20 protein-coding genes, 1 other RNA gene, 1 pseudogene and 1 other annotated feature are annotated in these 24,216 nt (G+C 41.6%); of the genes and pseudogenes, 21 read left to right on the top strand and 1 reads right to left on the bottom strand.

Features of this window, described 5'->3' with window-relative positions; translation table 11 throughout:
• Positions 1-88 precede the first annotated feature (88 nt).
• The 14 genes and pseudogenes from recJ (at position 89) to B5D59_RS02585 (ending at position 14,242) form a co-directional block, all read left to right on the top strand.
• On the top strand, positions 89-2,434 hold the full coding sequence (recJ, locus tag B5D59_RS02650; protein ID WP_078816750.1) for a single-stranded-DNA-specific exonuclease RecJ: 2,346 nt from the start codon (positions 89-91) through the stop codon (positions 2,432-2,434).
• Positions 2,425-2,937: an adenine phosphoribosyltransferase gene (locus B5D59_RS02645; RefSeq protein ID WP_009497457.1), complete on the top strand. Its 513-nt coding sequence runs from the start codon at positions 2,425-2,427 to the stop codon at positions 2,935-2,937. Before recJ ends, B5D59_RS02645 begins: the two co-directional genes overlap by 10 nt.
• A gap of 137 nt (positions 2,938-3,074) precedes the next feature.
• Positions 3,075-5,273, top strand: a complete 2,199-nt coding sequence (locus B5D59_RS02640) for a RelA/SpoT family protein (RefSeq protein WP_078816749.1) — start codon at positions 3,075-3,077, stop codon at positions 5,271-5,273.
• Between the two features lie 17 nt (positions 5,274-5,290).
• Complete coding sequence (dtd, locus tag B5D59_RS02635; protein ID WP_078816748.1) at positions 5,291-5,737, top strand: D-aminoacyl-tRNA deacylase; 447 nt, start codon at positions 5,291-5,293, stop codon at positions 5,735-5,737.
• A 505-nt stretch (positions 5,738-6,242) separates the two neighbouring features.
• A pseudogene (locus B5D59_RS02630) lies at positions 6,243-6,512 on the top strand (DUF4260 domain-containing protein); the annotation flags it as partial.
• A gap of 44 nt (positions 6,513-6,556) precedes the next feature.
• Complete coding sequence (locus B5D59_RS02625; RefSeq protein ID WP_078817013.1) at positions 6,557-7,372, top strand: lipid II flippase Amj family protein; 816 nt, start codon at positions 6,557-6,559, stop codon at positions 7,370-7,372.
• A 564-nt stretch (positions 7,373-7,936) separates the two neighbouring features.
• A complete protein-coding gene (locus B5D59_RS02620; protein WP_009497449.1) occupies positions 7,937-8,380 on the top strand; it encodes a MarR family winged helix-turn-helix transcriptional regulator in 444 nt (147 codons plus the stop codon).
• 51 nt (positions 8,381-8,431) lie between these two features.
• Entirely contained in the window at positions 8,432-9,376 is a 945-nt protein-coding gene (locus B5D59_RS02615; RefSeq protein WP_078816746.1) for a ring-cleaving dioxygenase, read from the top strand.
• Positions 9,377-9,378: 2 nt separating this feature from the next.
• A complete protein-coding gene (locus tag B5D59_RS02610) occupies positions 9,379-10,434 on the top strand; it encodes an LLM class flavin-dependent oxidoreductase (protein ID WP_078816745.1) in 1,056 nt (351 codons plus the stop codon).
• Between the two features lie 14 nt (positions 10,435-10,448).
• Entirely contained in the window at positions 10,449-11,015 is a 567-nt protein-coding gene (locus tag B5D59_RS02605; RefSeq protein ID WP_078816744.1) for an NADPH-dependent FMN reductase, read from the top strand.
• Between the two features lie 408 nt (positions 11,016-11,423).
• Positions 11,424-12,401, top strand: a complete 978-nt coding sequence (locus B5D59_RS02600; RefSeq protein WP_139365930.1) for a ring-cleaving dioxygenase — start codon at positions 11,424-11,426, stop codon at positions 12,399-12,401.
• Between the two features lie 261 nt (positions 12,402-12,662).
• Positions 12,663-13,274 carry an NAD(P)H:quinone oxidoreductase gene (gene wrbA / locus B5D59_RS02595; RefSeq protein ID WP_040759591.1) on the top strand — a complete coding sequence of 204 codons (612 nt, stop codon included), beginning with the start codon at positions 12,663-12,665 and terminating at the stop codon, positions 13,272-13,274.
• 244 nt (positions 13,275-13,518) lie between these two features.
• On the top strand, positions 13,519-14,010 hold the full coding sequence (locus B5D59_RS02590; RefSeq protein ID WP_078816742.1) for a DUF2975 domain-containing protein: 492 nt from the start codon (positions 13,519-13,521) through the stop codon (positions 14,008-14,010).
• A gap of 10 nt (positions 14,011-14,020) precedes the next feature.
• Complete coding sequence (locus tag B5D59_RS02585) at positions 14,021-14,242, top strand: helix-turn-helix domain-containing protein (protein WP_009497437.1); 222 nt, start codon at positions 14,021-14,023, stop codon at positions 14,240-14,242.
• Between the two features lie 229 nt (positions 14,243-14,471).
• Here the strand turns inward: B5D59_RS02585 and B5D59_RS02580 are convergent, their stop codons facing one another.
• Positions 14,472-16,016 carry an N-acetylmuramoyl-L-alanine amidase family protein gene (locus B5D59_RS02580; RefSeq protein ID WP_078816741.1) on the bottom strand — a complete coding sequence of 515 codons (1,545 nt, stop codon included), beginning with the start codon at positions 16,014-16,016 and terminating at the stop codon, positions 14,472-14,474.
• Between the two features lie 116 nt (positions 16,017-16,132).
• Positions 16,133-16,352, top strand: a binding site (T-box leader).
• Between the two features lie 78 nt (positions 16,353-16,430).
• Here B5D59_RS02580 and hisS point away from each other — a divergent pair.
• The 7 genes from hisS to B5D59_RS02545 all read left to right on the top strand — a co-directional run bounded on the left by hisS (position 16,431) and on the right by B5D59_RS02545 (position 24,000).
• Positions 16,431-17,693, top strand: coding sequence for a histidine--tRNA ligase (gene hisS, locus B5D59_RS02575; protein ID WP_040759183.1), 1,263 nt, complete (start codon positions 16,431-16,433; stop codon positions 17,691-17,693).
• A 259-nt stretch (positions 17,694-17,952) separates the two neighbouring features.
• Positions 17,953-19,722, top strand: coding sequence for an aspartate--tRNA ligase (gene aspS, locus B5D59_RS02570; RefSeq protein ID WP_078816740.1), 1,770 nt, complete (start codon positions 17,953-17,955; stop codon positions 19,720-19,722).
• Positions 19,723-19,798: 76 nt separating this feature from the next.
• Positions 19,799-19,979, top strand: a non-coding RNA gene (gene ssrS / locus B5D59_RS02565) — 6S RNA.
• A 131-nt stretch (positions 19,980-20,110) separates the two neighbouring features.
• A complete protein-coding gene (locus tag B5D59_RS02560; protein WP_078816739.1) occupies positions 20,111-20,878 on the top strand; it encodes a tRNA threonylcarbamoyladenosine dehydratase in 768 nt (255 codons plus the stop codon).
• Positions 20,879-20,892: 14 nt separating this feature from the next.
• Positions 20,893-22,311 (top strand): NAD-dependent succinate-semialdehyde dehydrogenase, encoded by a 1,419-nt coding sequence (locus B5D59_RS02555; RefSeq protein ID WP_078816738.1) that lies wholly within the window; start codon positions 20,893-20,895, stop codon positions 22,309-22,311.
• Positions 22,312-22,953: 642 nt separating this feature from the next.
• A complete protein-coding gene (locus tag B5D59_RS02550; protein WP_078816737.1) occupies positions 22,954-23,625 on the top strand; it encodes a hypothetical protein in 672 nt (223 codons plus the stop codon).
• A 78-nt stretch (positions 23,626-23,703) separates the two neighbouring features.
• Positions 23,704-24,000, top strand: a complete 297-nt coding sequence (locus B5D59_RS02545; RefSeq protein ID WP_078816736.1) for a hypothetical protein — start codon at positions 23,704-23,706, stop codon at positions 23,998-24,000.
• Positions 24,001-24,216: the final 216 nt, after the last annotated feature.

Here is a 24,216-nt window from a genome sequence, read left to right as displayed (position 1 = left end):
GTGTTTCTCGCCTGACCGCTTTTTTCATGTGGTTTCCTTTCCGTCTCCGCCAAGATTCGATATAATACGAGATGAGGATGTGAACGTAATGATACAATCCAAAAAAAGATGGCAAATTGAACGTCCAGACGAACAGCTCGTTGAACAGTTAGCGAATGATCTGCAACTCTCTACGATGCTTGCGAAAATTCTTGTTGCACGGGGCGTCACGACCAGTGAGCAAGCAACAGCGTACTTGCATATGGATGAAACCAATTTGCACGATCCTTTTTTATTATATGGTATGACAGAAACGGTCGAATGTTTGAAGCAAGCAATCAAAGAACAAAAGCAAATTACGGTATATGGCGACTATGATGCCGACGGAGTGACTAGCGTAACAGTCCTCACGACTGCACTAGAACGTCTCGGAGCAAATGTAAACTTCGCTATACCGAATCGTTTTGAGCACGGCTATGGGCCGAATAAAGACTATTTTGAGCAATTACATACAGAAGGTACCGAAGTTCTCGTTACAGTAGACAATGGCATATCAGGGATCGAAGAGATCGCATTTGCTAAGTCGCTCGGCATGACCGTCATCGTCACGGATCACCATGAGATGGGCGAACAATTACCCGAAGCTGACGCGGTCATTCATCCGCGCCATCCGAAGGGCGAGTATCCATTTGGCGAATTGGCTGGAGTAGGGGTAGCATTTAAACTAGCTTCTGCATTATTAGGCGAGCCGCCACTCGATCTGCTGGAGTTTGTTGCAATCGGCACCGTAGCTGATCTTGTTCCGTTAGAGGATGAAAATCGCTATGCCGTCAAAGAGGGAATACGCAGATTGCGGCGTTCTAAGCGACCTGCTATTAAAGCATTGATGCAAGTGAGCGGGCACGAACAAGAGGCTTTATCGGAAGAGACCATCGGCTTTACGATTGGGCCTCGTTTGAATGCACCAGGACGTCTGGGAGATGCAGATCCTGCTGTTCATTTACTAAAATCAAAAGACGAGCAGCAAGCGATGGGGATCGCCGAGGAACTAAATGAACTCAATAAAGAGCGACAGCATTTGGTGAAAGAAATTGCAAAAGAAGCAGAAGAGCAAATCCAAATTCGCTACGGTAATCAGGTGCCGTACGTCTTGGTCATTGAAGGAGAAGGTTGGAACCCGGGGGTGGTCGGAATTGTCGCATCCCGATTGACAGAGAAATTCTATCGTCCTGCTATTGTGTTATCAATCGATCATGAGACAGGTTTAGCAAAGGGGTCTGCACGAAGCATTGAAGGATTTGATCTGTATAAGGAACTTTCAAAGAATGCTTCCATTCTGCCGCATTTTGGAGGCCACGCAATGGCTGCCGGCATGTCGTTAGAAATAGCAGACGTCGAATTGCTGCGGAGCAATTTAAATGAGCAGGCAAAAGAACTATTGACGGATGAATTGCTGCAACCTAAGTTGTCGATTGACGTTCCACTTTCACTTCATGAAATTGATATTGCAGCCATCGAAGCGCTCGAATTGATTCGGCCGTTTGGTGTTGGATTTCCGAAGCCTGTCTTTCTGCTCGAACAGCTGGAGACGGCTTCCGTTCGAAAAATTGGAGCGTCAAAAGATCATCTGAAATTGGAGATGGCAGACGGAGACGAGCGATTGGATGCCATTCATTTTGGTGCGGGCGCATTAGCGGATGAAATGGCGCCCACCATCAAATTAAGTCTAACGGGCGATCTGCAGATCAATGAATGGAACGGACGAAAGAAACCGCAAATGCTAGTGGAAGATATTAAATGCGACGAATGGCAACTATTTGATTATCGGGGAGTGCGGGACCCGGCAAGATGGCTGCCGCTTATACCGGAACAGGCTGCATTTGTGGCGTTTACGGAAGAGGCAATCCATCATTTCACTCCGTTTCTCAAGGATGTGCCGATTCAGTTAATCGGAAGAGACACACTTTCACCGGTGGATTCAATCGTGTTAATCGACTTACCGCAGGACGAAGAACAGCTTAAATCAGCGATCGGATCATCGCAGGCCAATCGAATCTATTTGCATTTATATGTCCATGATTCGATGTATTTCGAGAAAATGCCTGACCGCCAACAATTTGGCTGGTATTACAGCTTTTTGAAGAAGAGAGGGTCTTTTCACCTGCGAGATCAGATGGATATGCTCTCGAAACATAAGGGTTGGAAAAAAAGTACGATTAAATTCATGACAAAAGTGTTTTATGAGCTAGAATTTGTTACACTAGAGAATGGTGAAATCACTATGATGGAACCTGCCGAGAAACGTGATTTGGCAGAAGCGCCATCTTATAAAAAACGCCAACAGCAGATCAAATTGGAAGAGTTACTTCTTTATGCGCCGTATCAGGATTTGAAGAAGGTGTTCAACTCATTACGCAAGATTGAAGCTGTTGAGGAGGAAAAACTGTGGATTTAAAAAAGTTTGTAACGATTGTCGATGACTATCCAAAACCAGGAGTAAGCTTTAAAGATATTACAACGATTATGGACAACGGCGAAGCATACAAATACGCTACCGATCAAATCGTGGAGTATGCGCAGGATCTGGACGTTGATATCATCGTCGGACCGGAAGCTCGCGGCTTCATTATCGGTTGTCCCGTGGCATATGCGCTGCAAGTCGGTTTCGCACCTGTTCGAAAACCTGGAAAACTGCCGCGTGAAACGATCTCCGTTTTCTACGATTTAGAATATGGTCAAGATGAATTGACCATTCATAAAGATGCCATTAAACCCGGCCAGCGTGTGTTGATCGTAGATGATTTGCTCGCAACAGGCGGAACAGTTGGTGCTACAGTTGAACTAGTCGAAAAACTTGGCGGCGTTGTAGCAGGTTGTGCCTTTTTAATCGAACTTTCCTATTTGAATGGTCGAGAAAAATTGACCAATCATGACATTCGGGCATTGATTACGTATTAATTTAAGAATCCTTCGCATATTGCGGAGGATTCTTACTATATTTACCAAGCGCTGTAATTGATTCGTTTTACATTTAAGTGATACTATACATATAATAATATAATTAAATTTCGGAATAGGTTGAAAGGGGTAAGAGAATGGCGAAGAATCAAGACATGACAGAACAAGATATTTTTGAGCTTGTCGCCAAATACATGAACGAAGAACATGTCGACTTTATCAAGAAGGCGTTCGTCGTGGCAAAAGCTGCACATGAAGGGCAGTTTAGAAGTTCAGGTGAGCCATACATCAACCATCCGATTCAAGTGGCTGGGATTTTAGCAGAACTTCAAATGGACCCTGAAACGGTAGCAGCCGGTTTCTTGCATGATGTGGTGGAAGATACTGAAGTCAGCCGTGAAGACATTATCCGCGAGTTCGGGGATGAAGTGGCGATGCTCGTAGATGGTGTGACGAAACTTGATAAATTGAAGTTTAAGTCAAATGAAGAAAAGCAAGCGGAAAACCATCGTAAAATGTTTATTGCAATGGCCCAAGACATCCGAGTCATTTTAATCAAGTTGGCAGATCGCCTTCACAATATGCGAACTTTGAAACATGTGCCCGCTGCGAAACAACGTCGAGTCTCCGAGGAAACACTGGAAATCTTCTCTCCGCTAGCGCATCGTCTAGGAATCTCCACAATCAAATGGGAACTCGAAGATATTGCATTACGTTATTCCAATCCCCAACAATATTATCGTATCGTGAATTTAATGAAACAAAAACGTGTCGAACGAGAAAAGTATTTGCAGGATGTTATGGAGCAAATGCGGGTAGAGCTTGATAATATGGGAATCGCTTCCGAAATGCATGGAAGACCGAAGCATTTATATTCGATCTATCAAAAAATGGTCATTCAAAAGAAAGAATTCAATGAAATATACGATCTATTGGCTGTTCGAATCGTGGTCAAGAGTATTAAAGATTGTTACGCAGCGCTCGGTATTATCCATACTTTATGGAAGCCAATGCCAGGCCGATTCAAAGACTATATTGCCATGCCGAAACAAAATCTTTACCAATCTCTCCATACGACGGTTGTTGGTCCAGCGGGAGATCCGCTCGAAGTACAGATCCGTACGGAAGAGATGCACCGTATTTCCGAATTTGGAGTGGCTGCTCACTGGGCATATAAAGAAGGCAAATCCGTCGCAAAATCTTCCAATGATATTGATTCAAAATTAACTTGGTTTCGTGAAATATTGGAGATCCAAAACGAATCTTCCAATGCACAGGAGTTCATGGAGTCGTTAAAGTTCGACCTGTTTTCCGACATGGTCTACGTTTTCACGCCGAATGGGGATGTCGTCGAATTGCCGCAAGGATCTGTGCCGATCGACTTTGCTTACCGAGTACATTCGGAAGTTGGAAATCGGACGACTGGCGCTAAAGTGAATGGCAAAATTGTACCGCTGGATTCTTCTCTTGAAACCGGAGATATTGTAGAAATCCTTACATCGAAACAATCATTCGGTCCAAGCCGAGATTGGCTGAAGATCGCCCATACTTCCCAGGCGAAAAACAAAATCCGGCAATACTTTAAGAAACAATTGCGAGATGAAAATATTATTAAAGGCAGCGAACTCGTTGAAAAGGAATTGAAATCCCAAGAATATGACGCTAAAGAGGCGTTAAGTCATGCGAACATTCAGCGGACGATCGATAAGTTCAGTTTCACTTCCGAAGAAGATATGTACGCAGCAGTTGGATCTGGTGGCATTACCGCTCAGCAAGTCGTCAACCGGTTAGCTGAACGTATGCGCAAAGAACGCGAGCAAAAAGAGACCATCGATAAAATCGTTTCCGATATGAAAACGCCGCAACCTGAGAAACAGACAGAATCAGGAGTCATCGTCAAAGATGTCGACAATATGTTGATCCGAATCTCAAAATGCTGCAATCCGGTACCTGGCGATGACATCGTCGGCTTCATTACGAGGGGGCGGGGAGTCTCTGTGCATAGAACGGATTGTACCAATATTTTATCGGAAGATGGTCAAAGTGAACGATTGATTGACGTGAAATGGGCACTGGCTGACGAGAAAACACGCAAAGAATTCCAAGTCGACATAGAGATTTCCGCATTCGATCGACAAGGTTTGCTGAATGAAGTGATGATGGTTGTAGCGGATATGTCGACACCGATTATTGCAGTCAGCGGCAAAGCGGATAAAGACAGTATTGCGCATATCCATATGTCAATAAAGATTCAGAATATTACTCATTTACAACGCACCGTCGAGAAAATTAAACAGATTAAAGATGTTTACTCAGTAGAACGAGTCATGAATTAAAAAGGAGGGGCTGACTTATGCGCGTGCTATTGCAGCGGGCGAAAGATGCGTCTGTGACAGTAGATGGAGAAATTGTCGGCTCCATTGCTAAAGGTTATGTGTTACTGGTCGGGATTACGCACGAAGACAGCGAAAAGGACGCGGCCTACTTGGCTAAGAAAATAGCGGGATTGCGTATTTACGAGGATGAAGAAGGTAAAATGAATCGCTCCATTGAAGAAGTGGAAGGTGCCATTTTATCGGTATCTCAATTCACTTTATACGGCAATGTTCAAAAAGGCAGACGACCGAGTTTTATTGACGCCGCAAGACCAGAGCAAGCTGAACCATTATGGGAGTACTTTAACGAACAGCTCCGCAACGAAGGACTTCATGTTGAAACCGGACAATTCGGAGCCATGATGGATGTTCAATTGACCAATGATGGACCTGTGACGTTGTTGGTGGAATCGCCTAAAGCGTAACTTCGGCGTAAGATTTTTATTTAATTATCTGCGGGCATAGTAGTTTTAGTTCTAGTAATGTTATTGAAGCTTGGCAAAGGAAAGCATCTTAAATGATGCTTTTTTTATGTAGAGATTTAATGGAGATGAATTGCTGCCGTTAAGGATGATCAACATTCTAAGTTTGACAATTACTTTAAAAATGAACAAATTGTGATTTGCTAATCGTCTAAAACCGGAATTGGTTACAACTTGCAAGAAGATATTCAAGTAAGAGGTAAATAGAGTGTCATTTGTATTTAATAAGGGAATGAATCTTTGCAAGGCGAAGACGTTGTATTATTAATGAGGGCTGCTACAGTGTGAAATTACACTAGGGGTGGAATGAAAGATGAAATGATAGATGCGGCTTACTATATTACCTTTGAGAAAGACTTTTAAATTCAATTTCAGAAGAGTTAACTACATATAATTCAATATAAAACGAGAAATTTTGAAAAAGTATTAATGATTACATCTACAATTTAGTTGGGTGGTGTTTCTGGTTTTATTGTTGGCGCCGGATTTGTCAGCACTTGGGTACTTAAAAAGCGTTAAGATAGCTTCAGTTCTGTATAATTTAGTTCATACCTATACCATTCCAGCTATACAAATGATCTGCGGTTTATTGATAGACCACCATCATGCTTTAAAGGTTAGCTTAATCTGGATTGCTCATATCGGGATGGATAGAATGTTTGGATATGGATTGAAATATCCAACAAAATTTCAAGATTCTCATCTTAATCGTGTTTGAGCGCTATACTAACAAAATTTATTTAGGTAAGAAGGTAGTATGTGTTGGATATAATTACTGCAAAATTAATGTATATTGCCATATTTATTTTTATCATTCACTCAATCGAGACACTCGCTTATGCCGTGAGATTATCAGGTGCCAGGGTAAAGATGATTGCTTCCGCTTTATCCCTTTTTAATATCATGGTGATGTTTTCAAGATTGGCAAATATGATGCAACAACCCTTTACGGGAAGTTTAATTGACACTGCACCAGGTAGTCATGCACAGGAGTTCGTAGCAACGCAATTTCGATTTCTTATAGGTGCATCAACAGTTGGAACAATTTTTGGCATGTTGTTACTACCTACTTTTATCGCCCTATTTTCAAGAGCGATTATTCATTTATCTGAAGAAAAGGGATCTGTTCCATCTTTAGTTAAAAGGTTATTTTCCTTACAGTATATAAAACGCGGTGTAACTCATTTCAATTTGCCTAAATTTTCGTATCTAAAAGATACAAAAATGAAAGATATTCCAATACGATTATTTTTCGTCAATATGGTAATAACAGCGATCTATACCATTGGTGTGTTATCTGCGTTGTATGCAGCCCTGCTCGCACCTGAACGGGCATCGACAGCTATTATGGCATCTGGCTTAATAAATGGAATGGCTACCATACTGCTAGTTATTTTTGTTGACCCAAAAGTTTCTGTTGTTGCTGATGAGGTTGTAAATGGAAGAGGGAGTTATCAAAAGCTTAAAAATCTCTCCTTGATGATGGTTTCGTCAAGGTTATTGGGAACGTTGTTGGCACAATTATTTTTTATTCCAGGAGCAAAATATATTGCTTGGTTTACTCAATTTATCGTGTAACATTCTTCGTCAAGCGGGCGTTTTAACCGCATTATGGAGCGCCTGTTTTTATATGAAATACTGCAGCCGTAATAGGCTATATTGCAAATTACTGAATGATTTTAAATTATTGATTTAAAATAGTGTGCTATTCTTCGATAGGGAGAGTAGCTTTTTTGTTTCACCAAATATATTTCACTAAAAACTAAGACAGTATTCTAGATTTTAGAATTTTTTCTCTTTGTTGTAAACTTTCTTAACGAGTGCATTTCATGAATACTAGAACGCCTACTACGATGTGAAAGATTTAAATATAGATAGTATAGAAATACTAGAAAAAATCACTTATGGTACAAAGGATGAAATAGCAGATATTATCAATAAAGCATTATCAGAAGGGGGCAAAGATAATTATTAACAAATACTTGCTAATCGGTAGGGGATGCTCCTCTCAATTGAAGCAATAAGCCAGAATGAATACACATCCTTCAATTTAGTAACATCATCACGAATCCGAGATGTTTCTCTTGCACATTTATCAATTGAGTAGTAAAGTGAAGATGACACAAGGGAGTGCTGGACAATATGAAAAAGAATACTCGTGGATCATTAATCTGGCTGCGACTCGCTCGATTTACACATCAAAGTAACTTACTTTCAAATGACTTTTTAAAGCAATTTGATTTAACAACTGCACAATTTGATGTGTTAATGCAAATTTCAACATACCAACCATTAACACAAAGTGAACTGGCTGAGAAAGTAACCGTAACGCAGGGTGGTATTTCGCGTATGCTCGCTCGCCTTGAAAAAGAAGGGCTTATTGAACGTAAGCAAGATTGGAAAACAAAAACGATTTCCTTAACAAAGAAAGGGCAGGACAAACTGGACAATGCGTTTGAAGCTCAGCTGGAGTTTCAATCTTCATTCTTTGATGAGTCTTTATCTGAAGAGGAACAAAAGACGTTGTATTCGCTCATATCACGCGTGCAAAAAAATAGCGAAAAAAAGAAATTGTCAAACAGATAATTTTTTTACCACATCACTTGATTAATCAAATGAAAAACAGGAGGAAAACTTATGAATACAATTCCAGGACATCATCATATTTCAATGATTACAAAAAACGCAAAACAAAATAACCGTTTTTACCGTGACATACTGGGTTTACGGCGTGTGAAAAAGACGGTAAATCAAGACGAACCATCAATGTATCACTTATTTTACGGCGATAGAACAGGAAGCCCTGGTACGGAGTTATCATTTTTTGAGATACCGATGGCTGGCCGGACGCATCGAGGCACAAATGCGATCACTCGAATCGGCTTGCTTGTACCGTCAGAAGTGAGCTTAATTTACTGGAAAGAACGTTTTGAGGAATTCGGCATACAACACAGTGACATCACAACCTATGCCAATAAAACTGCTCTTCACTTTGAAGATTCCGAAGGCCTTCGCATGGTGCTTCTTGTGTCGAATGGAGAGAAAGTGGATCACTGGGAAACATGGGAAAGATCAAATGTGCCTGAAGAACATCAAATTCAAGGGATGGGCGCTGTGGAAATTACGGTGCGCCGACTCGATAAACTAGCGCGTACGCTTACGGAAATATTTGGCTATACACAAATTTCACGTACAGAAGATGAAGCGATATTTCAATCGATAGAAGGTCAAGTATTCGGTGAGATCGTTGTGAAATCTATAGATGGACCTAGTGAAAAACCAGGGCGCGGCAGTATCCATCACTTAGCGATTCGTGTGAAAGACGATGCAGAGCTTGCTTACTGGGATGAACAAGTACGAGCAAATGGTTTTCACTCATCGGGGATTGTAGACCGTTTCTACTTCAAGAGCTTATACTTTCGCGAATCAAATGGTGTTTTATTTGAAATTGCAACAGACGGACCAGGTTTTACAATCGATGGAGATATCGAAACACTGGGCGGAAAATTAGATTTGCCACCGTTTTTAGAAGGCCGACGTGCGGAAATTGAAGAAAAACTACAACCTATTGAGGAGGACTAATTATGAAAAACTATCGTATCGACCCGTCAAAAGGGATGGAATTTGGACTGTACTCATTAGGAGATCATATGCCGAACCCACTAACAGGTGAGAGGATGTCGGCCCAACAACGAATCAATGAATTAATTGAGGCAAGCAAACTAGCGGAACAAGCTGGAATTGATGTCTTTGGCGTTGGTGAAAGTCATCAAACATATTTTACCACTCAAGCTCATACCGTTGTCCTTGGTGCGATCGCACAAGCAACAAGTAAAATTAAAATCACAAGTTCTGCAACCGTATTAAGCGTATCAGACCCTGTACGTGTGTATGAAGATTTTTCCACAATCGATTTAATATCCGACGGCCGTGCAGAAATTGTTGCTGGACGTGGCTCCCGTGTAGGGGCCTATCAATTACTAGGCGTCGATTTACAGGATTATGAAGAAATCTTTGAAGAGAAGTTGGAACTCCTTAAAAAGCTAAATGAAGAAGAGTATGTGACATGGCAAGGAGAATACCGTGCCCCATTAAAAAATGCAAATATACTTCCTCAACCCAAAAATGGTTCACTACCAATTTGGCGTGCGGTCGGTGGCCCGCCTGCAAGTGCCATTAAAGCGGGTGTAATGGGAATTCCAATGATGCTGACTACATTAGGCGGACCAGCAAGCAACTTTAAACCTTCTGTTGATGCATATCGCGAGGCAGCTGAACAAAGCGGATATGATCCAAAAACATTACCGATTGCGACAACCAGCTTGTTCTATGTAGCTGAGACTACAAAAGAGGCTTTGCAAGGTATGTACCCTCATATCAACGGCGGATTCCTGGCAATTCGCGGCGGCGGCTATCCTAAGCAGCAATTTGCACAAGCACCTGATACACGCGATGCACTAATGGTTGGCAGTACACAACAAATTATTGAAAAAATGCTGTTCCAATATGAACTCTATGATATGCAGCGTTTTATGGCGCAGATTGACTTTGGCGGCGTACCTTTTGAGAAGATTATGAAAAACATCGAGATCATCGGGAACGATATTATTCCAGCCATTAAAAAATATACAGCAAAATAACGGGAGGTAATAACATGAAAATCGTAGTACTTGCTGGATCAATCGTCGGTTCAAAGACAAAAACCGCTATGCTGAAAACAGTGGAAATCCTTAAACAAAACTACCCGCAGCATGAAGTTATGCTCATAGATTTAGCAGAATATACAGTAGAGTTTAGTGATGGACGTAATTACTTTGAATATGAAGGAGATACGAAATACATTACAGAGACCATCATGGCAGCAGATGCCATGATTATTGGAACGCCGACATTCCAGGCATCGATTCCCGCAACACTTAAAAACATCTTCGACTTACTCCCTGTTAACGCTTTTCGAGACAAAGTCGTTAGTAGTATCGTGACAGCTGGTACAGCGAAGCATTATTTAATGGTGGAACAGCAATTAAAGCCAATCTTGGCGTATATGAAAGCACACATCGTTCCAACATATGTATTCATAGAAGAAAAGGACTTCTTACGTAAAGAAATTGTGAATGATGATATCCTATTCCGTTTAGAACGATTGGTTGAGGATACAGTACTAACAGTAGAAGCATTCGAAGCCATTCGTAGGAAAAAAGACGAAGAATATGATTTTTAAAAGGAGCGCATATGATCATTAACAAAAATTTATATGGGCTGTTCTGTTAATCATTTTTTGGATAGGTATGGATTATTCGGTTGAAATTAAAAACTAATAATAGAAATCTTATTTCTCAGTAATAATTAGATTTAAAAAGTAATTCTCGTTTTCGAGACGTTTAATTTGATTTCCAATCGATTGATTGGTAAAGTGAAACAGAGTTAACGAATGGATTTTATTTTTTGTCCAATATCTCTAATACGAGACATATGAAGTGGCTGCATTAAAAATTGAAAAAGACGCTTTTTTTAGCTGATCTTTATCAATTCAAGAAAATACACGTGTTTTTTCTTGTAGCTAACCCAAACTAACCCATGATGAAAAAGAAAAAATTACTTATTTAGATAAGAGAAAAATGAGGGATATATAATGGAAATCAAAGGAATACATCACGTTACAGCGATCACTAGCAGCGCAGAAAAAAACTATGAGTTTTTCACTTATGTTTTAGGCATGCGTTTAGTTAAAAAAACGGTGAATCAAGACGATATTCAAACGTATCATTTATTCTTTGCCGATGATAAAGGCAGTGCAGGCACAGACATGACCTTCTTTGACTTTCCCGGCATTCCAAAGGGAGTGCATGGTACAAACGAGATTTCAAAAACATCATTCCGAGTGCCGAGTGACGCTGCATTGGATTATTGGGTAAAACGTTTTGAACGTTTAGAAGTTAATCATACAGGGATCAAAGAACAGTTTGGCAAGAAAATTCTCTCTTTCGTTGATTTTGATGATCAACAGTATCAATTGATTTCAGATGAAATCAACAAAGGGATTGATTCCGGTACGCCTTGGCAAAAGGGTCCAATCCCACTTGAATATGCAATTACTGGTTTAGGACCTGTTTTTATCCGGATTGCGAATTTTGATTACTTTAAAGAAATGCTGGAAAAAGTTTTATTATTTAAAGAGACAGCTCAAGAAGAGTCATTTCATTTATTTGAAGTAGGTGAAGGCGGAAATGGTGCTTCAGTCATCGTGGAACATAATACGCTTCTTCCTGAAGGCCGCCAAGGCTTTGGTACAGTACACCATACGGCTTTCCGCGTAGAGGATCGTTCAGTACTTGAGGGATGGATTGACCGGATGAATAGTTTTGGATTTCAGACATCTGGTTATATAAATCGCCATTTCTTTGAGTCATTGTATTCAAGGGTTGCACCACAAATCTTATTTGAGTTCGCGACAGATGGTCCTGGTTTTATGGGAGATGAACCTTATGAAACGCTTGGGGAAAAATTATCTTTACCTCCATTCCTGGAGCCTAAACGTGAAGAAATAGAAAAATTGGTTCGTCCGATTGATACAGTAAGAAGCACGAAGGAATTCATTAAAGAATAAAACCAGAGGCTGGAACACAAACTTTCACTAGTAATTTTGGTTTTCAAACGAATGGATGAATTTTTGCGGCTCTAGCAAGGTTTACAGTAAAACAACTTAGAATACACCTCATCTCAACTATTTTGTACTTGAATTATGTTGCAGGGCAAAATATTAAATATCAAATATATTCAAAGGAGGTGGTTATAACTAAACGAAAAGAGGAAATCATATATGGGAATTTTAAATAAAATATTCGGGAGAACAAAGGAGAATAAAGATATGTCAAACGTCAAATTAGCAGTAGTTTTTTATAGCATGGGTGGAACAAATTATCAACTATCAAAATGGGCAGAAGAAGGAGCCAAAGAAGCTGGAGCAGAAGTAAAATTACTAAAAGTACAAGAATTGGCACCGCAATCCGTTATCGATGGGAACGAAGGATGGAAAGCTACTGTTGAAGCAACGAAAGACGTTCCAGTTGCAACATCAGAAGATCTTGAATGGGCAGATGCAATCATCTTTAGCGCTCCGACTCGATTTGGAAACATGCCATCACAAATGAAGCAGTTCCTTGATATTCAAGGCGGGCTTTGGGCTGGTGGAAAAACAGTGAATAAAGTGGTAAGCGCAATGACTTCCGCGCAAAACCCACACGGTGGTCAGGAAGCGACTCTTTTATCATTATATACTTCCATGATGCACTGGGGAGCTATTATCGCAACCCCTGGTTATACAGACCAAGTCCTATTTGGAGCAGGTGGAAACCCGTATGGAACTAGCGTAACTGTAGGACAGGATGGAAAAATGATTGAAGATGTCCAAGCGGCTGTCAAACATCAAGCGAAGCGTACAGTGCAAGTTGCGGAATGGGTTAAAAAAGGAAATCAATAAGAAAATACAAAGGCTGACCGATATTTATTCGGTCAGCTTTTTTTACGTTGTGAAGATTTATCGTAAAGGTCAAATTGAATTGTTTACAGTGATCAGCATTTCTTTTGCAATGAGGAATGCTATTTACCTTTGGCTGAAATTCAAAGAACTTCACAAAAATGTATGGAAACCGATAAATATTTATTGTAATTCGATAAATAATGTATTATTATCAAATAGAAACTAAATATGCGAGGTGCTTTTTGTGAAACATGGTTCAACATTATTTTTAAAGATAGCTGTTATTTTTATTGGTCTTCCTGTTCTTGCTTTGTGCATCTTTGCACTGCCTCAACTCGCGAGTGTGGCGATTGCAGAGGCCCTGAAAGGTGCAAAGTTGGGTTATGTGATAGTAGGCCTTTTAGTAGTTATGTATGTATCGGTGCTCCCGTTTTACTTTGCATTGTATCAGGCATTTAGACTATTAACGTATATTGACAAGAACCAAGCCTTTTCGGAATTGTCAGTAGGGGCACTGAAAAAAATTAAAACTTATGCCCTCTCAATCAGCGGTTTGTATGTGATCGCGCTGCCATTGGTTTATATCATCGCGGAGTGGGATGACGCACCGGGTCTCATATTAATTGGGCTGGTCATGGTCGGTGCATCCATGGTGATCGCGGTCTTTGCTGCTGTTCTTCAAAAGCTTTTAAAAGATGCGATCGATATTAAATCCGAAAATGATTTGACGGTCTGAGGTGAATAATATGGCGATTATAATTAATATTGATGTGATGTTGGCTAAAAGGAAAATGAGCGTAACGGAGCTTTCACAAAGAGTTGGTATCACGATGGCCAATCTTTCTATATTGAAAAATGGCAAGGCAAAAGCGATTCGATTATCAACTTTGGAGGCAATTTGTAAGGCTTTGGATTGTCAGCCAGGCGATATTTTAGAATACAAAAGTGATGAAAACGCTCAAGAATGATGAAGGTATATATTTAGTGCAACCTTCTACTAAGAGTACGGCACTTTTGACTTGGTGGTTCTCGTCTAACATTCTGCGCTGTCACCTTTTAATTAGCAAATCCGAATAATACTTTACGAACTGGATCTACTAGATGTAAACCCCAGCAATCTTCCTATGTGAAGTTTGCTGGGGTTTTAAGTTGGATGTGCGGACTATCTGTTCAACATCTCGTAATCTTCAATTCAACTCAATTAAAATAATCAAGCAATCCTTGATAAATACCGTGTGTAGCCTGTTCACGGAAATGATTGGTCGTGATTTGGCGTTCTTCATTGTAATTCGATAAGTATCCTAGTTCTACCAGCACGCCAATTCGGTTATTTTCGCGCAACACATGAAAATCTCCGAATTGCGTACCGCGGTCTCGTAACGTGATCGTAGAAGCTAACCCTTTATTGATAGCTTCTGCGAGCGGCTGTTGTTCAGATCGCGTGTAATAACTCGTGAATCCTGAAATCGATGGGTCTACATGCGCGTCATAATGAATACTGACGAACGCATCCGCATCATGGTACTGTGCAATGGAAGCACGCGCTCCAAGCAATACATATGTATCCGAATTCCGTGTTAATACTACTTCAGCCCCTGCTTTTTGAAGCTTCGTTGCAAGCAGCTCTGCTGTTATAAGCGTCAAATCTTTCTCGATCGAACCATGGGCGCCTGTTGTCCCTCGGTCATGTCCACCATGTCCCGGGTCCACCACAATCGTCAACCCTTTCAGCGTCCCTTTGACCCGAGCTTGTTTTGTCTGCTTTTGCCCAGTTGGGGAAGAAGAATCCGTTGTGGTCACTACCCATTCCGCTACAAATGCTTGCTGGCCGTTTGGCAATGAAATTTTATACCAATCGTCCTGCTTGTCGATAATTGGATAGTTCTCACCTGCGTTCACTCGGAAAACGACCGGCGATGAAGTAGAAGGCTCTTCACGTAAATTCGTTCCATCTGTCAGGATGGTAACGATTCCTTGGTCGGTCTCATCAGTCGATGCTACTTTTGTTTGATTCGACGAAAGATGCCCGTGGAATGAATAGACCCAACCTGTCTTTTTCTTATCCAATTGGACTTGCACCCAATTGCCATCAGTTGCCACTACAGGGAACGTATCGCCTTTGTTAATCTGCGTTAGTTTTTTTGACTGCAGTGTCGCTTTTTTACGAACATTGAGCTTTTCAACCGCCACTGTAAATTCATCGGGATCAGTTACTTCTTTAGATACGGTAGGCTGTTCGATTTCTTCCTCTTCACCCGACGCTGCGAATGAAGATTCCTTCGCTTCCGACACATACTCAGCAGAAACCCAGCCTTCTCTTCCGTCCAGTATGATTGAAATCCAATCACCTTCTTGACCGGTAGCTGTCGCAATCGCACCTGCACGCATTTTTCCGATGACCGCAGATTGAACGGAAGGACTGGAACGGATATTAAGTGAATCGACTTTCGATACGACTTCCTTTGACTGTTCGCTCGTTTCAGCAGAGCGCGTCAGCCACTTTGCAACCCATCCTTGTTCCTCTCCAAACTGGATTTTCAGCCAATCTCCATCGGTCTCTAAAATAGTTAAGCTATCTCGATCTTTTAATTGACCGACAACAGGATAGGTGAGCCCAGGCCCGCTGCGTACATTAAGGGTCGGCGAATCTACTTCAACGGTTTCCGCTAAGCCGCTTGGGAGACTACTGAAAAATAATAAGAGTGCTAGAGACATTATTAAACCAAAGCGATATTTTCTCATGTCTTCACCTCCTTACTTCGTATTGTACCGAACAAGCCGCAGTAAACGCCACAATTAGATAAAAAAGTTGACAGTTTGAGTAGAAGTGATTAACATAGGAAATAATCGAATCGAACTACATACCGATGAGATGGAAAGTAACTTTACGAACGGCTGGAAAGAGAACAGGGAACTTGGCTGAAATTCCTTGACAGAACAGTAAGGCGAACAACACCATGGAGGTTTTGTGCTGAAATTAGTAGGCATGAACGGAACCGGCCGTTATCCGGATTCGAGTGGGCACAGTATGTGTCAATTTGGGTGGAACCGCGGAAGCTACAAGCTCTCGTCCCTATGTTTTTAGGGATGGGAGCTTTTTTATGTTTTCTGAAAAGGACGCCCGCAACTATTAGGTCATTGAAAGGGGTTATGAACATGAATTTCAAAGTTCCTCGGGGTACACAGGACATCTTGCCTGATGTTTCTTGGAAATGGCAACGTGTCGAAAACATCATCCAATCTGTTTGTGATGTTTACAATTACAAAGAAATTCGCACACCTATTTTTGAACAAACCGAATTATTCCAACGCACAGTCGGTGATACGACCGATATCGTACAAAAAGAAATGTACACATTCACAGACAAAGGAAATCGCTCGATGACATTGCGTCCTGAAGGCACAGCGGCAGTCGTTCGTTCATTCGTTGAGAATAAAATGTTCGGCTATGCAGATCAACCTGTAAAATTATTTTATACAGGACCGATGTTTCGTTACGAACGTCAACAAGCGGGACGCTATCGTCAGTTTGTACAATTTGGCGTAGAAGCAATCGGGAGTGATGATCCGGCTATTGATGCTGAAGTGATTGAGTTGGCGATGACAGTCTATAAGCGTGCAGGTTTATCTGATATCAAACTCGTCTTGAACTCACTCGGTGATAAGGAATCCAGAAACTCACACCGGGAAGCACTCATCGCACACTTCACTCCGCACATCGGAGAATTCTGCCAAGACTGCCAAAACCGTCTGGAGAAAAACCCGCTGCGCATACTAGACTGTAAAGTGGACAGAGAGCATCCGTTGATGGAAACTGCTCCATCTTTAGCAGACTATTTGAATGAAAGCTCATCGGCTTATTTCGAAAAAGTGAAACAGTATTTGGATATAGCAGGAATCGAGTACGAATATGATCCAAACTTAGTCCGCGGACTCGATTATTACAATCACACTGCATTTGAGATCATGAGCACATCAAAAGGCTTCGGCGCCATCACTACGCTTTGCGGCGGCGGTCGCTACAACGGCTTAGCAGAAGAAATCGGCGGACCACCAGCACCTGGTATCGGCTTTGCCATGAGTATTGAACGCCTCCTGCTCGCACTAGAAGCAGAAGAAAAATCCTGGACAGATGAACCGTCACTAGACGTCTATCTCGTCACATTAGGCGACGCAGCCCGAACAAAAGGCTTCGAACTCATCGGAAAACTTAGAGAAAACGGCCTTCGCAGTGAAATGGATTACATGGACCGCAAAATGAAAGCCCAAATGAAATCCGCTGACCGCCTGCATGCAAACTACGTCATCGTCATCGGCGAAGACGAAGTAAACGAAAACACCGTCCAACTAAAAAACATGGCAGACGGACAGCAGAAAAAAGTATCCATGGATGATTTATTGGAAGAACTGAAGAAGTAATATAATTAGGATCGGTGTTTTTATTTATCTTCCAAGACTTTAGTTGATTGTAGTGGAAGGCGGTGACTCCTGCGGGATTAGCGGGACAGGTGAGACCCCACAGGGAGCGTAGCGACCGAGGAGGCTCACCGCCCGCCCCGCGGAAAGCGTCCGCCTGCAACGGAAATCAACGGTAGGTGGATATGATGTACCAGTTTTAAACGCTAATGCAAATGCAATTAAAACCAACAACAAAGAATCGAAAGGTAGTGTAGTCGTCATGCAACGCACACATTATTGTGGAAACCTAACAGAACAACAAATCGGACAAGAAGTCACCCTCCAAGGCTGGGTACAAAAACGCCGCGACCTGGGAGGACTCATCTTCATCGATGTCCGTGACCGTGCAGGAATCGTCCAAACTGTCTTCAACCCGGACATCTCTAAAGAAGCACTGGAGATTGCCGAAACACTGCGTAACGAATATGTCGTCGAAATCAAAGGACACGTCATCGAACGCGCGGAAAAAACAAAAAATCCAAACCTGAAAACAGGTGCGATCGAAGTCCAAGTAAGCGACGTCAAAGTCGTCAACGAAGCAAAAAATCCGCCATTCACAATTGAAGACAACACCGACGTAGGGGAAGAAACGCGGTTGAAATATCGTTACTTAGACCTTCGCCGTCCTGAACTGGCACGCGTTTTCAAAATGCGCTCAGACATCACGAAAACAGTCCGCAATTTCTTGGACGATGAAGGCTTCTTGGAAGTTGAGACGCCAATCCTGACGAAATCGACACCAGAAGGCGCGCGTGATTACTTGGTTCCAAGCCGTGTGCATGAAGGGGAATTCTATGCACTTCCGCAGTCACCGCAACTATTCAAACAATTATTGATGGTATCCGGTTTCGACCGGTACTACCAAATTGCACGCTGCTTCCGTGACGAAGATTTACGTGCAGACCGCCAACCTGAATTCACTCAAATCGATATGGAAATGAGCTTCATGTCGATCGAAGATATTCTAGAGATGAATGAACGTTTAATGAAGAAGGTCATGAAAGACGTAAAAGGGGTCGACATCGAAACACCATTCAAGCGACTTCCTTATGATGAGGCGATGAGCCGTTATGGTTCAGACAAGCCGGATACTCGTTTTGGAATGGAATTGACGGATGTATCGGAAATCGTCAAAGACTCTTCATTCAAAGTATTTGCCGGAGCAGTCGAATCGGGTGGACAGGTAAAATTAATTAATGTCAAAGGGGCAGCAGAGAAATATTCCCGTAAAGATATTGATGCGCTTGGCGAGTATGCGAAAGTGTACGGAGCAAAAGGACTAGCTTGGTTGAAAGTAACAGAAGACGGCTTTAACGGACCGATTGCGAAATTCTTTGACGGAGAAATTGGCGAAGCTCTTAAAACTGCTGGAGAAGGAGAAGTGGGTGACTTATTCCTTTTCGGTGCGGATAAGAAATCGGTTGTCGCAGATTCGTTAGGAGCATTGCGTTTGAAATTAGGAAAAGACTTGGATTTGATCGATCAGTCTCTTTATAATTTCCTATGGGTTACAGACTGGCCACTATTCGAGTACGATGAAGAAGACGGCCGCTACTACGCAGCGCACCATCCATTCACTATGCCTGCTGATGTTGAGCAGTTAAAAACTCATCCTGAGTCGGTAAAAGCGCAAGCATATGACTTAGTGTTAAACGGCTACGAACTCGGCGGAGGATCATTGCGTATTTACCAACGTGAAGTACAGGAAGAAATGTTCAAGGCACTTGGCTTCACTGAGGAATCCGCTCGCGAACAATTCGGTTTCTTAATGGATGCATTTGAATATGGAACACCTCCACACGGCGGAATTGCTTTTGGTCTAGACCGGATTGTCATGTTGCTCGCCGGCTCTACGAACTTGCGTGACACCATCGCATTCCCGAAAACAGCAAGCGCAAGTGATTTGTTGACGGAAGCACCAAGTTCTGTAGATGATGCACAATTAAAAGAACTCGGGATTAAAGTGGTAGCTGAACCAGCAAAAAAGTGAGGAATCTACTATTTTTGAAAGACTGTATTCAAATTGATTGAATTATGAAATAGTGTGTGATAGGATAAAGATAGTAAAAATCCTGAAGTGTTCGTCATTTGCCAATCAGTTTTGACCCAACATATTATCGTCGGGAGTCTGTTGTTCCAACTTGGATGGCACGCCTTTAATCGGGACGTCAAAAGAGCTGGATAAGACACCCACCTGCTACATGCGGGTTCAAAGCGATATCCAAAGACGGCACAGTCGGGATTTTACTTTCTTGTAAACTTCCAACCTCTTGCATCTGCAGGAGGTTTTTTTGCGCCTCAATTAAGTTAGTTGCACTGTGGGCTATGACTGCATTAACATAGGGAATAAGACAAATTACTTTAAAGGATGGGTATCTATGTTACATCAATTTTCGAGAAATGAATTAGCGATCGGTAAGAAAGGCGTCGAGCGGATGAAAGGGAAGACCGTTGCGATCCTCGGTGTAGGAGGCGTAGGTTCCTTTGCGGCTGAAGCATGTGCCCGGACAGGGGTCGGACGCATTATTTTGGTGGACAAGGATACAGTTGATATTACGAATATTAACCGACAATTGGTCGCTTACCTCTCGACTGTCGGCAAATCGAAGGCTGGCGTCATGAAAGAACGGATTGAGGATATTAATAAAGAATGTGAAGTCATTTCGCTACATATGTTTTACACGGAAGAAACGGCGGACGAGTTTTTCTCATATAAACCGGATTACGTCATCGATGCATCGGATACGATCAGTTATAAAATTCATCTGATCCAAGAATGTCTAAAACGTGGAGTGAAAGTGATCTCCAGCATGGGGGCCGCAAATAAAACAGATCCAACTCGCTTTCAAATTGCAGATATTTCAAAAACACATACCGATCCACTTGCGAAAGTCATTCGTCTTCGTTTAAGAAAGCTAGGCATTGCAAAAGGCGTGCCCGTTGTATTCTCTGATGAAAGTCCAATCGTTATTCGGGAAGACGTCGTAGAGACCGTCGGAAATCCTGATGCCTCCATCCGAAAAGCGCAAATGCCCCCAGCTTCCAATGCCTTTTGCCCTTCTGTCGCTGGTTTGATTTTAGCCAGCTGGGTATTAAACGATATAGTGGCAGATATTCCTGTTGAACGTGTAAACGATTCGAAATAAAGGAGAGATGTACGATGGACGTAGTTGAAATGATCATCAATGGAAAGCTAATCGGCTCAGATTTACCGCAGATGAATGTGACCAATCCTGCGACGGGCGAAAAGATTGCAATGGTACCGCGTGGCGGAGCAAAGGAAGCGGTGCAGGCAGTGGACGCAGCTTCTGCTGCGCTAAAAGAGTGGTCTGCACTGTCTGCATATGAACGCAGTGCGTTTTTGATGAAATGGCACGCATTGATCTCGGAAAATGAAGAGAGCTTAGCCACGACGATGACGACGGAACAAGGAAAGCCCTTGTCAGAAGCATTGGGTGAAATGCGCTATGCGAATGGTTTTATTAGTTGGTATGCGGAAGAAGGGAAGAGAATTTATGGTGAAATGATCCCTGCAACCCACTCAACAAAGCGGCTCTTTGTTCATAAGCAGCCCGTTGGCGTGATTGCAGCCATCACACCATGGAACTTTCCGGCGGCGATGATTACACGGAAAGTCGGACCTGCTCTTGCTGCAGGCTGTACAGTCGTGTTGAAGCCGGCTTCTCAAACTCCTTTGACAGCTCTTCGTTTAGTCGAGCTAGCACACCAAGCAGGCATTCCTGACGGTGTTGTCAATATCGTAACCGGGAGTGCCAGTGAGATTGCGGGTGCCTGGCAAGAGGATGAGCGTGTGCGCAAGCTGACGTTCACTGGCTCCACTGAAGTGGGGAAAATGCTGATGAAAGGGGCTGCCGATACAGTGAAGAAAATTTCATTGGAACTCGGTGGACATGCTCCGGCAATCGTGATGGCTAATAGCGACCTCGATAAAGCGGTGGAAGGGATTATCGCCGCAAAATTCCGTAATGCAGGCCAGACTTGTGTCTGTGCCAACCGAATTTACGTTCATTCATCAGTAGCTGAGGAATTTACTCGGCGCATCGGTGAGAAAACGAAAGCTCTGAAGGTTGGAAATGGAGTAGAAGAAGGCGTGGACATCGGCCCTTTAATCGATGAGGCTGCGATTGAAAAGGTGTTGGAACACGTTACGGATGCAAAAACCAAAGGAGCGACTATCGTGGCTGGAGGAGAGCAGATCGATGGATTATTCTATTCACCTACTGTGCTTTATAATGTAAAGGATGAAATGCTCTGCATGAAAGAAGAAACATTCGGCCCGGTTCTACCGATCACATTATTTGAAACGGAAGAAGAAGTGATTCAGCGTGCCAACGACTCCATCTATGGATTGGCTGCCTACGTCTTCACTGAAAACATTTCAGAGGGAATCCGAATTTGTGAAGCCTTGGAGTACGGTATCGTCGGTCTGAATGACGGTCTGCCATCTGCCCCGCAAGCACCGTTTGGCGGGTTTAAACAAAGTGGACTTGGACGAGAAGGCGGGCATCATGGAATCGAAGAATATTTGGAAGTGAAGTATATTTCACTGGGGCTTTAATGAAATAAAAGTGCAGGTACGGGTTTGATCGATGAGAAGAAAACAATATCCAACAATATTTTTGGGGAACTAATTCGCGTATGAATTGGTTTCCCTTTTTAATTGATAGGTCATTTCTTTGGTGATTAATATACGAATCAACGAGACGTTGCACACCTAAATTAATGCTGTTTTGTTAATTGGTATGATGAAAATGATTACAAATTGTATATATCTTAGGTAGCGGTTTGCTTACTATGAGAATAAATAGGTTTCTTGTAGGATTTAGGAAAAGTTGTGGTAAAATAAGTTAAAATATTGGAAAGAGTCTGTGCGGGGAATTAAGAGGGAATTTTTTTCTTAAACAAACTAACCGTTTGACAGAATAAGGATATTAAGATATCGGGTGATAATGGGGGATATAGTTTGTAAGGTGATAAGGGAAACAATGTGAAGGAACCAGTTATTATTGGAGATTACAATTCAGATTGGTTGAAAGAAAAAAGCTATTAAGTTAAAACAAAAGCAAAAACGTGTGAATATAGTAGTTCTATGTATAGTGGCGTTTTTAGTTTTATTTTATTTGAATTAGCACGTAAGAATTTATTCCTGTGATTTTCGGTAATAGGATTATTAGGAAAATAAAAGTGTAAGGGTGATAGCATGGAATGGTCTCAATGGTTGCAAGGTGGTCCTTTCCTTGAAGTTAGTTTCTTGTTGGAACTTAAAGAAGATAAAACGAAAACAATACAAGAAATTATTAATAAGTTATCAAGAGTCACAAATAAAGTTGAAATCGTTGATAAAAACGTTGATGAAATTATTGATTTTTTTGGTAGAGGTCATCCTTATGATGAAGAAGATCTAAAATCCTCAAACTTACACTCATTAAGATTAAGATTATATGTTTATTTATCAAGGAAGCGAAAGGCGATATTACAAATAGAAATGGTTTCTACAAATGCACTAATGGTTAATTTTTGGTTTTATGGGGATAAATTTGATGAACCTGAATGGGATCAAATTGGTATAAAAAATGAAGAATTTGGAGGATTTTTAAGTTTTCTCAAAGAACTGTATTCCGTTTATGAATTTAAAATTGGTGGCATTGCAATTGAAGAAGATGTTCTTGAATTATTTAGGTGCGGCGAATCATACCCTAACGATTGTTATCGTTATGAGAACCTGTCTCCTGACAGTTTTCTTAAAGAACCATCTCATTTCATATATATAATTTGGAAGGAAAATCATAAGAAATTAAGCCATATTTCTTACAATCACAAAAGGCTTGATAAGGAAGGAATCCTTATTAAAACCGGTAGTTTTAATGTCTAACCTTGTTCAATCATAGGCGCTTTTGTCGCATAGAAATATACCGGAATAGGTCAGTTTCTTTTTAGACGAGGAAGGGTTATGTTGAAAAAAGTTATTGTTGTTCTATCAATTAGTATATTAATCGTGTTAAGTGGATGTTCGGATAAAGATGAAGGTAGGTTTACAGTTGGCAGTATGTCTACCGACGATTTCCCTCCAGGTAACACCTACTTTTTGGTCGTGCCTATTGAATGGTCTGGAAGCCAACCTGCTGTTATTGACTCTATTAAGATAGTGGTTGGCGACGCAGAGATACAAGAGACAGAGGTATTTCTTACGAGTTTTATGGTGGACGTCCAAATAAACCTATTGGAGTTTATCCCGGAAATACTATAGGTGTAAAACAAAATATCCAAGGATATGAGATCAAAGACGAAGGAACTCTTATTCTGAAAGTGAAATTAAGCAACGTAAATCAAAATAATAATAGGCAGATGAAAATCCATTACAGCGTAAACGAAGAAAAAAGAGAGCAAACTATATCGACGTCAACTGTAGAACAGCTTTCATCTAAATAGCTCAGTAAACGGACGCAATTTTCGTACAATGTTG

This window comes from Sporosarcina newyorkensis (assembly GCF_900167515.1).
Taxonomy (GTDB): Bacteria; Bacillota; Bacilli; order Bacillales_A; family Planococcaceae; genus Sporosarcina; species Sporosarcina newyorkensis.
This window is presented reverse-complemented; position numbering and strand designations above follow the sequence as displayed.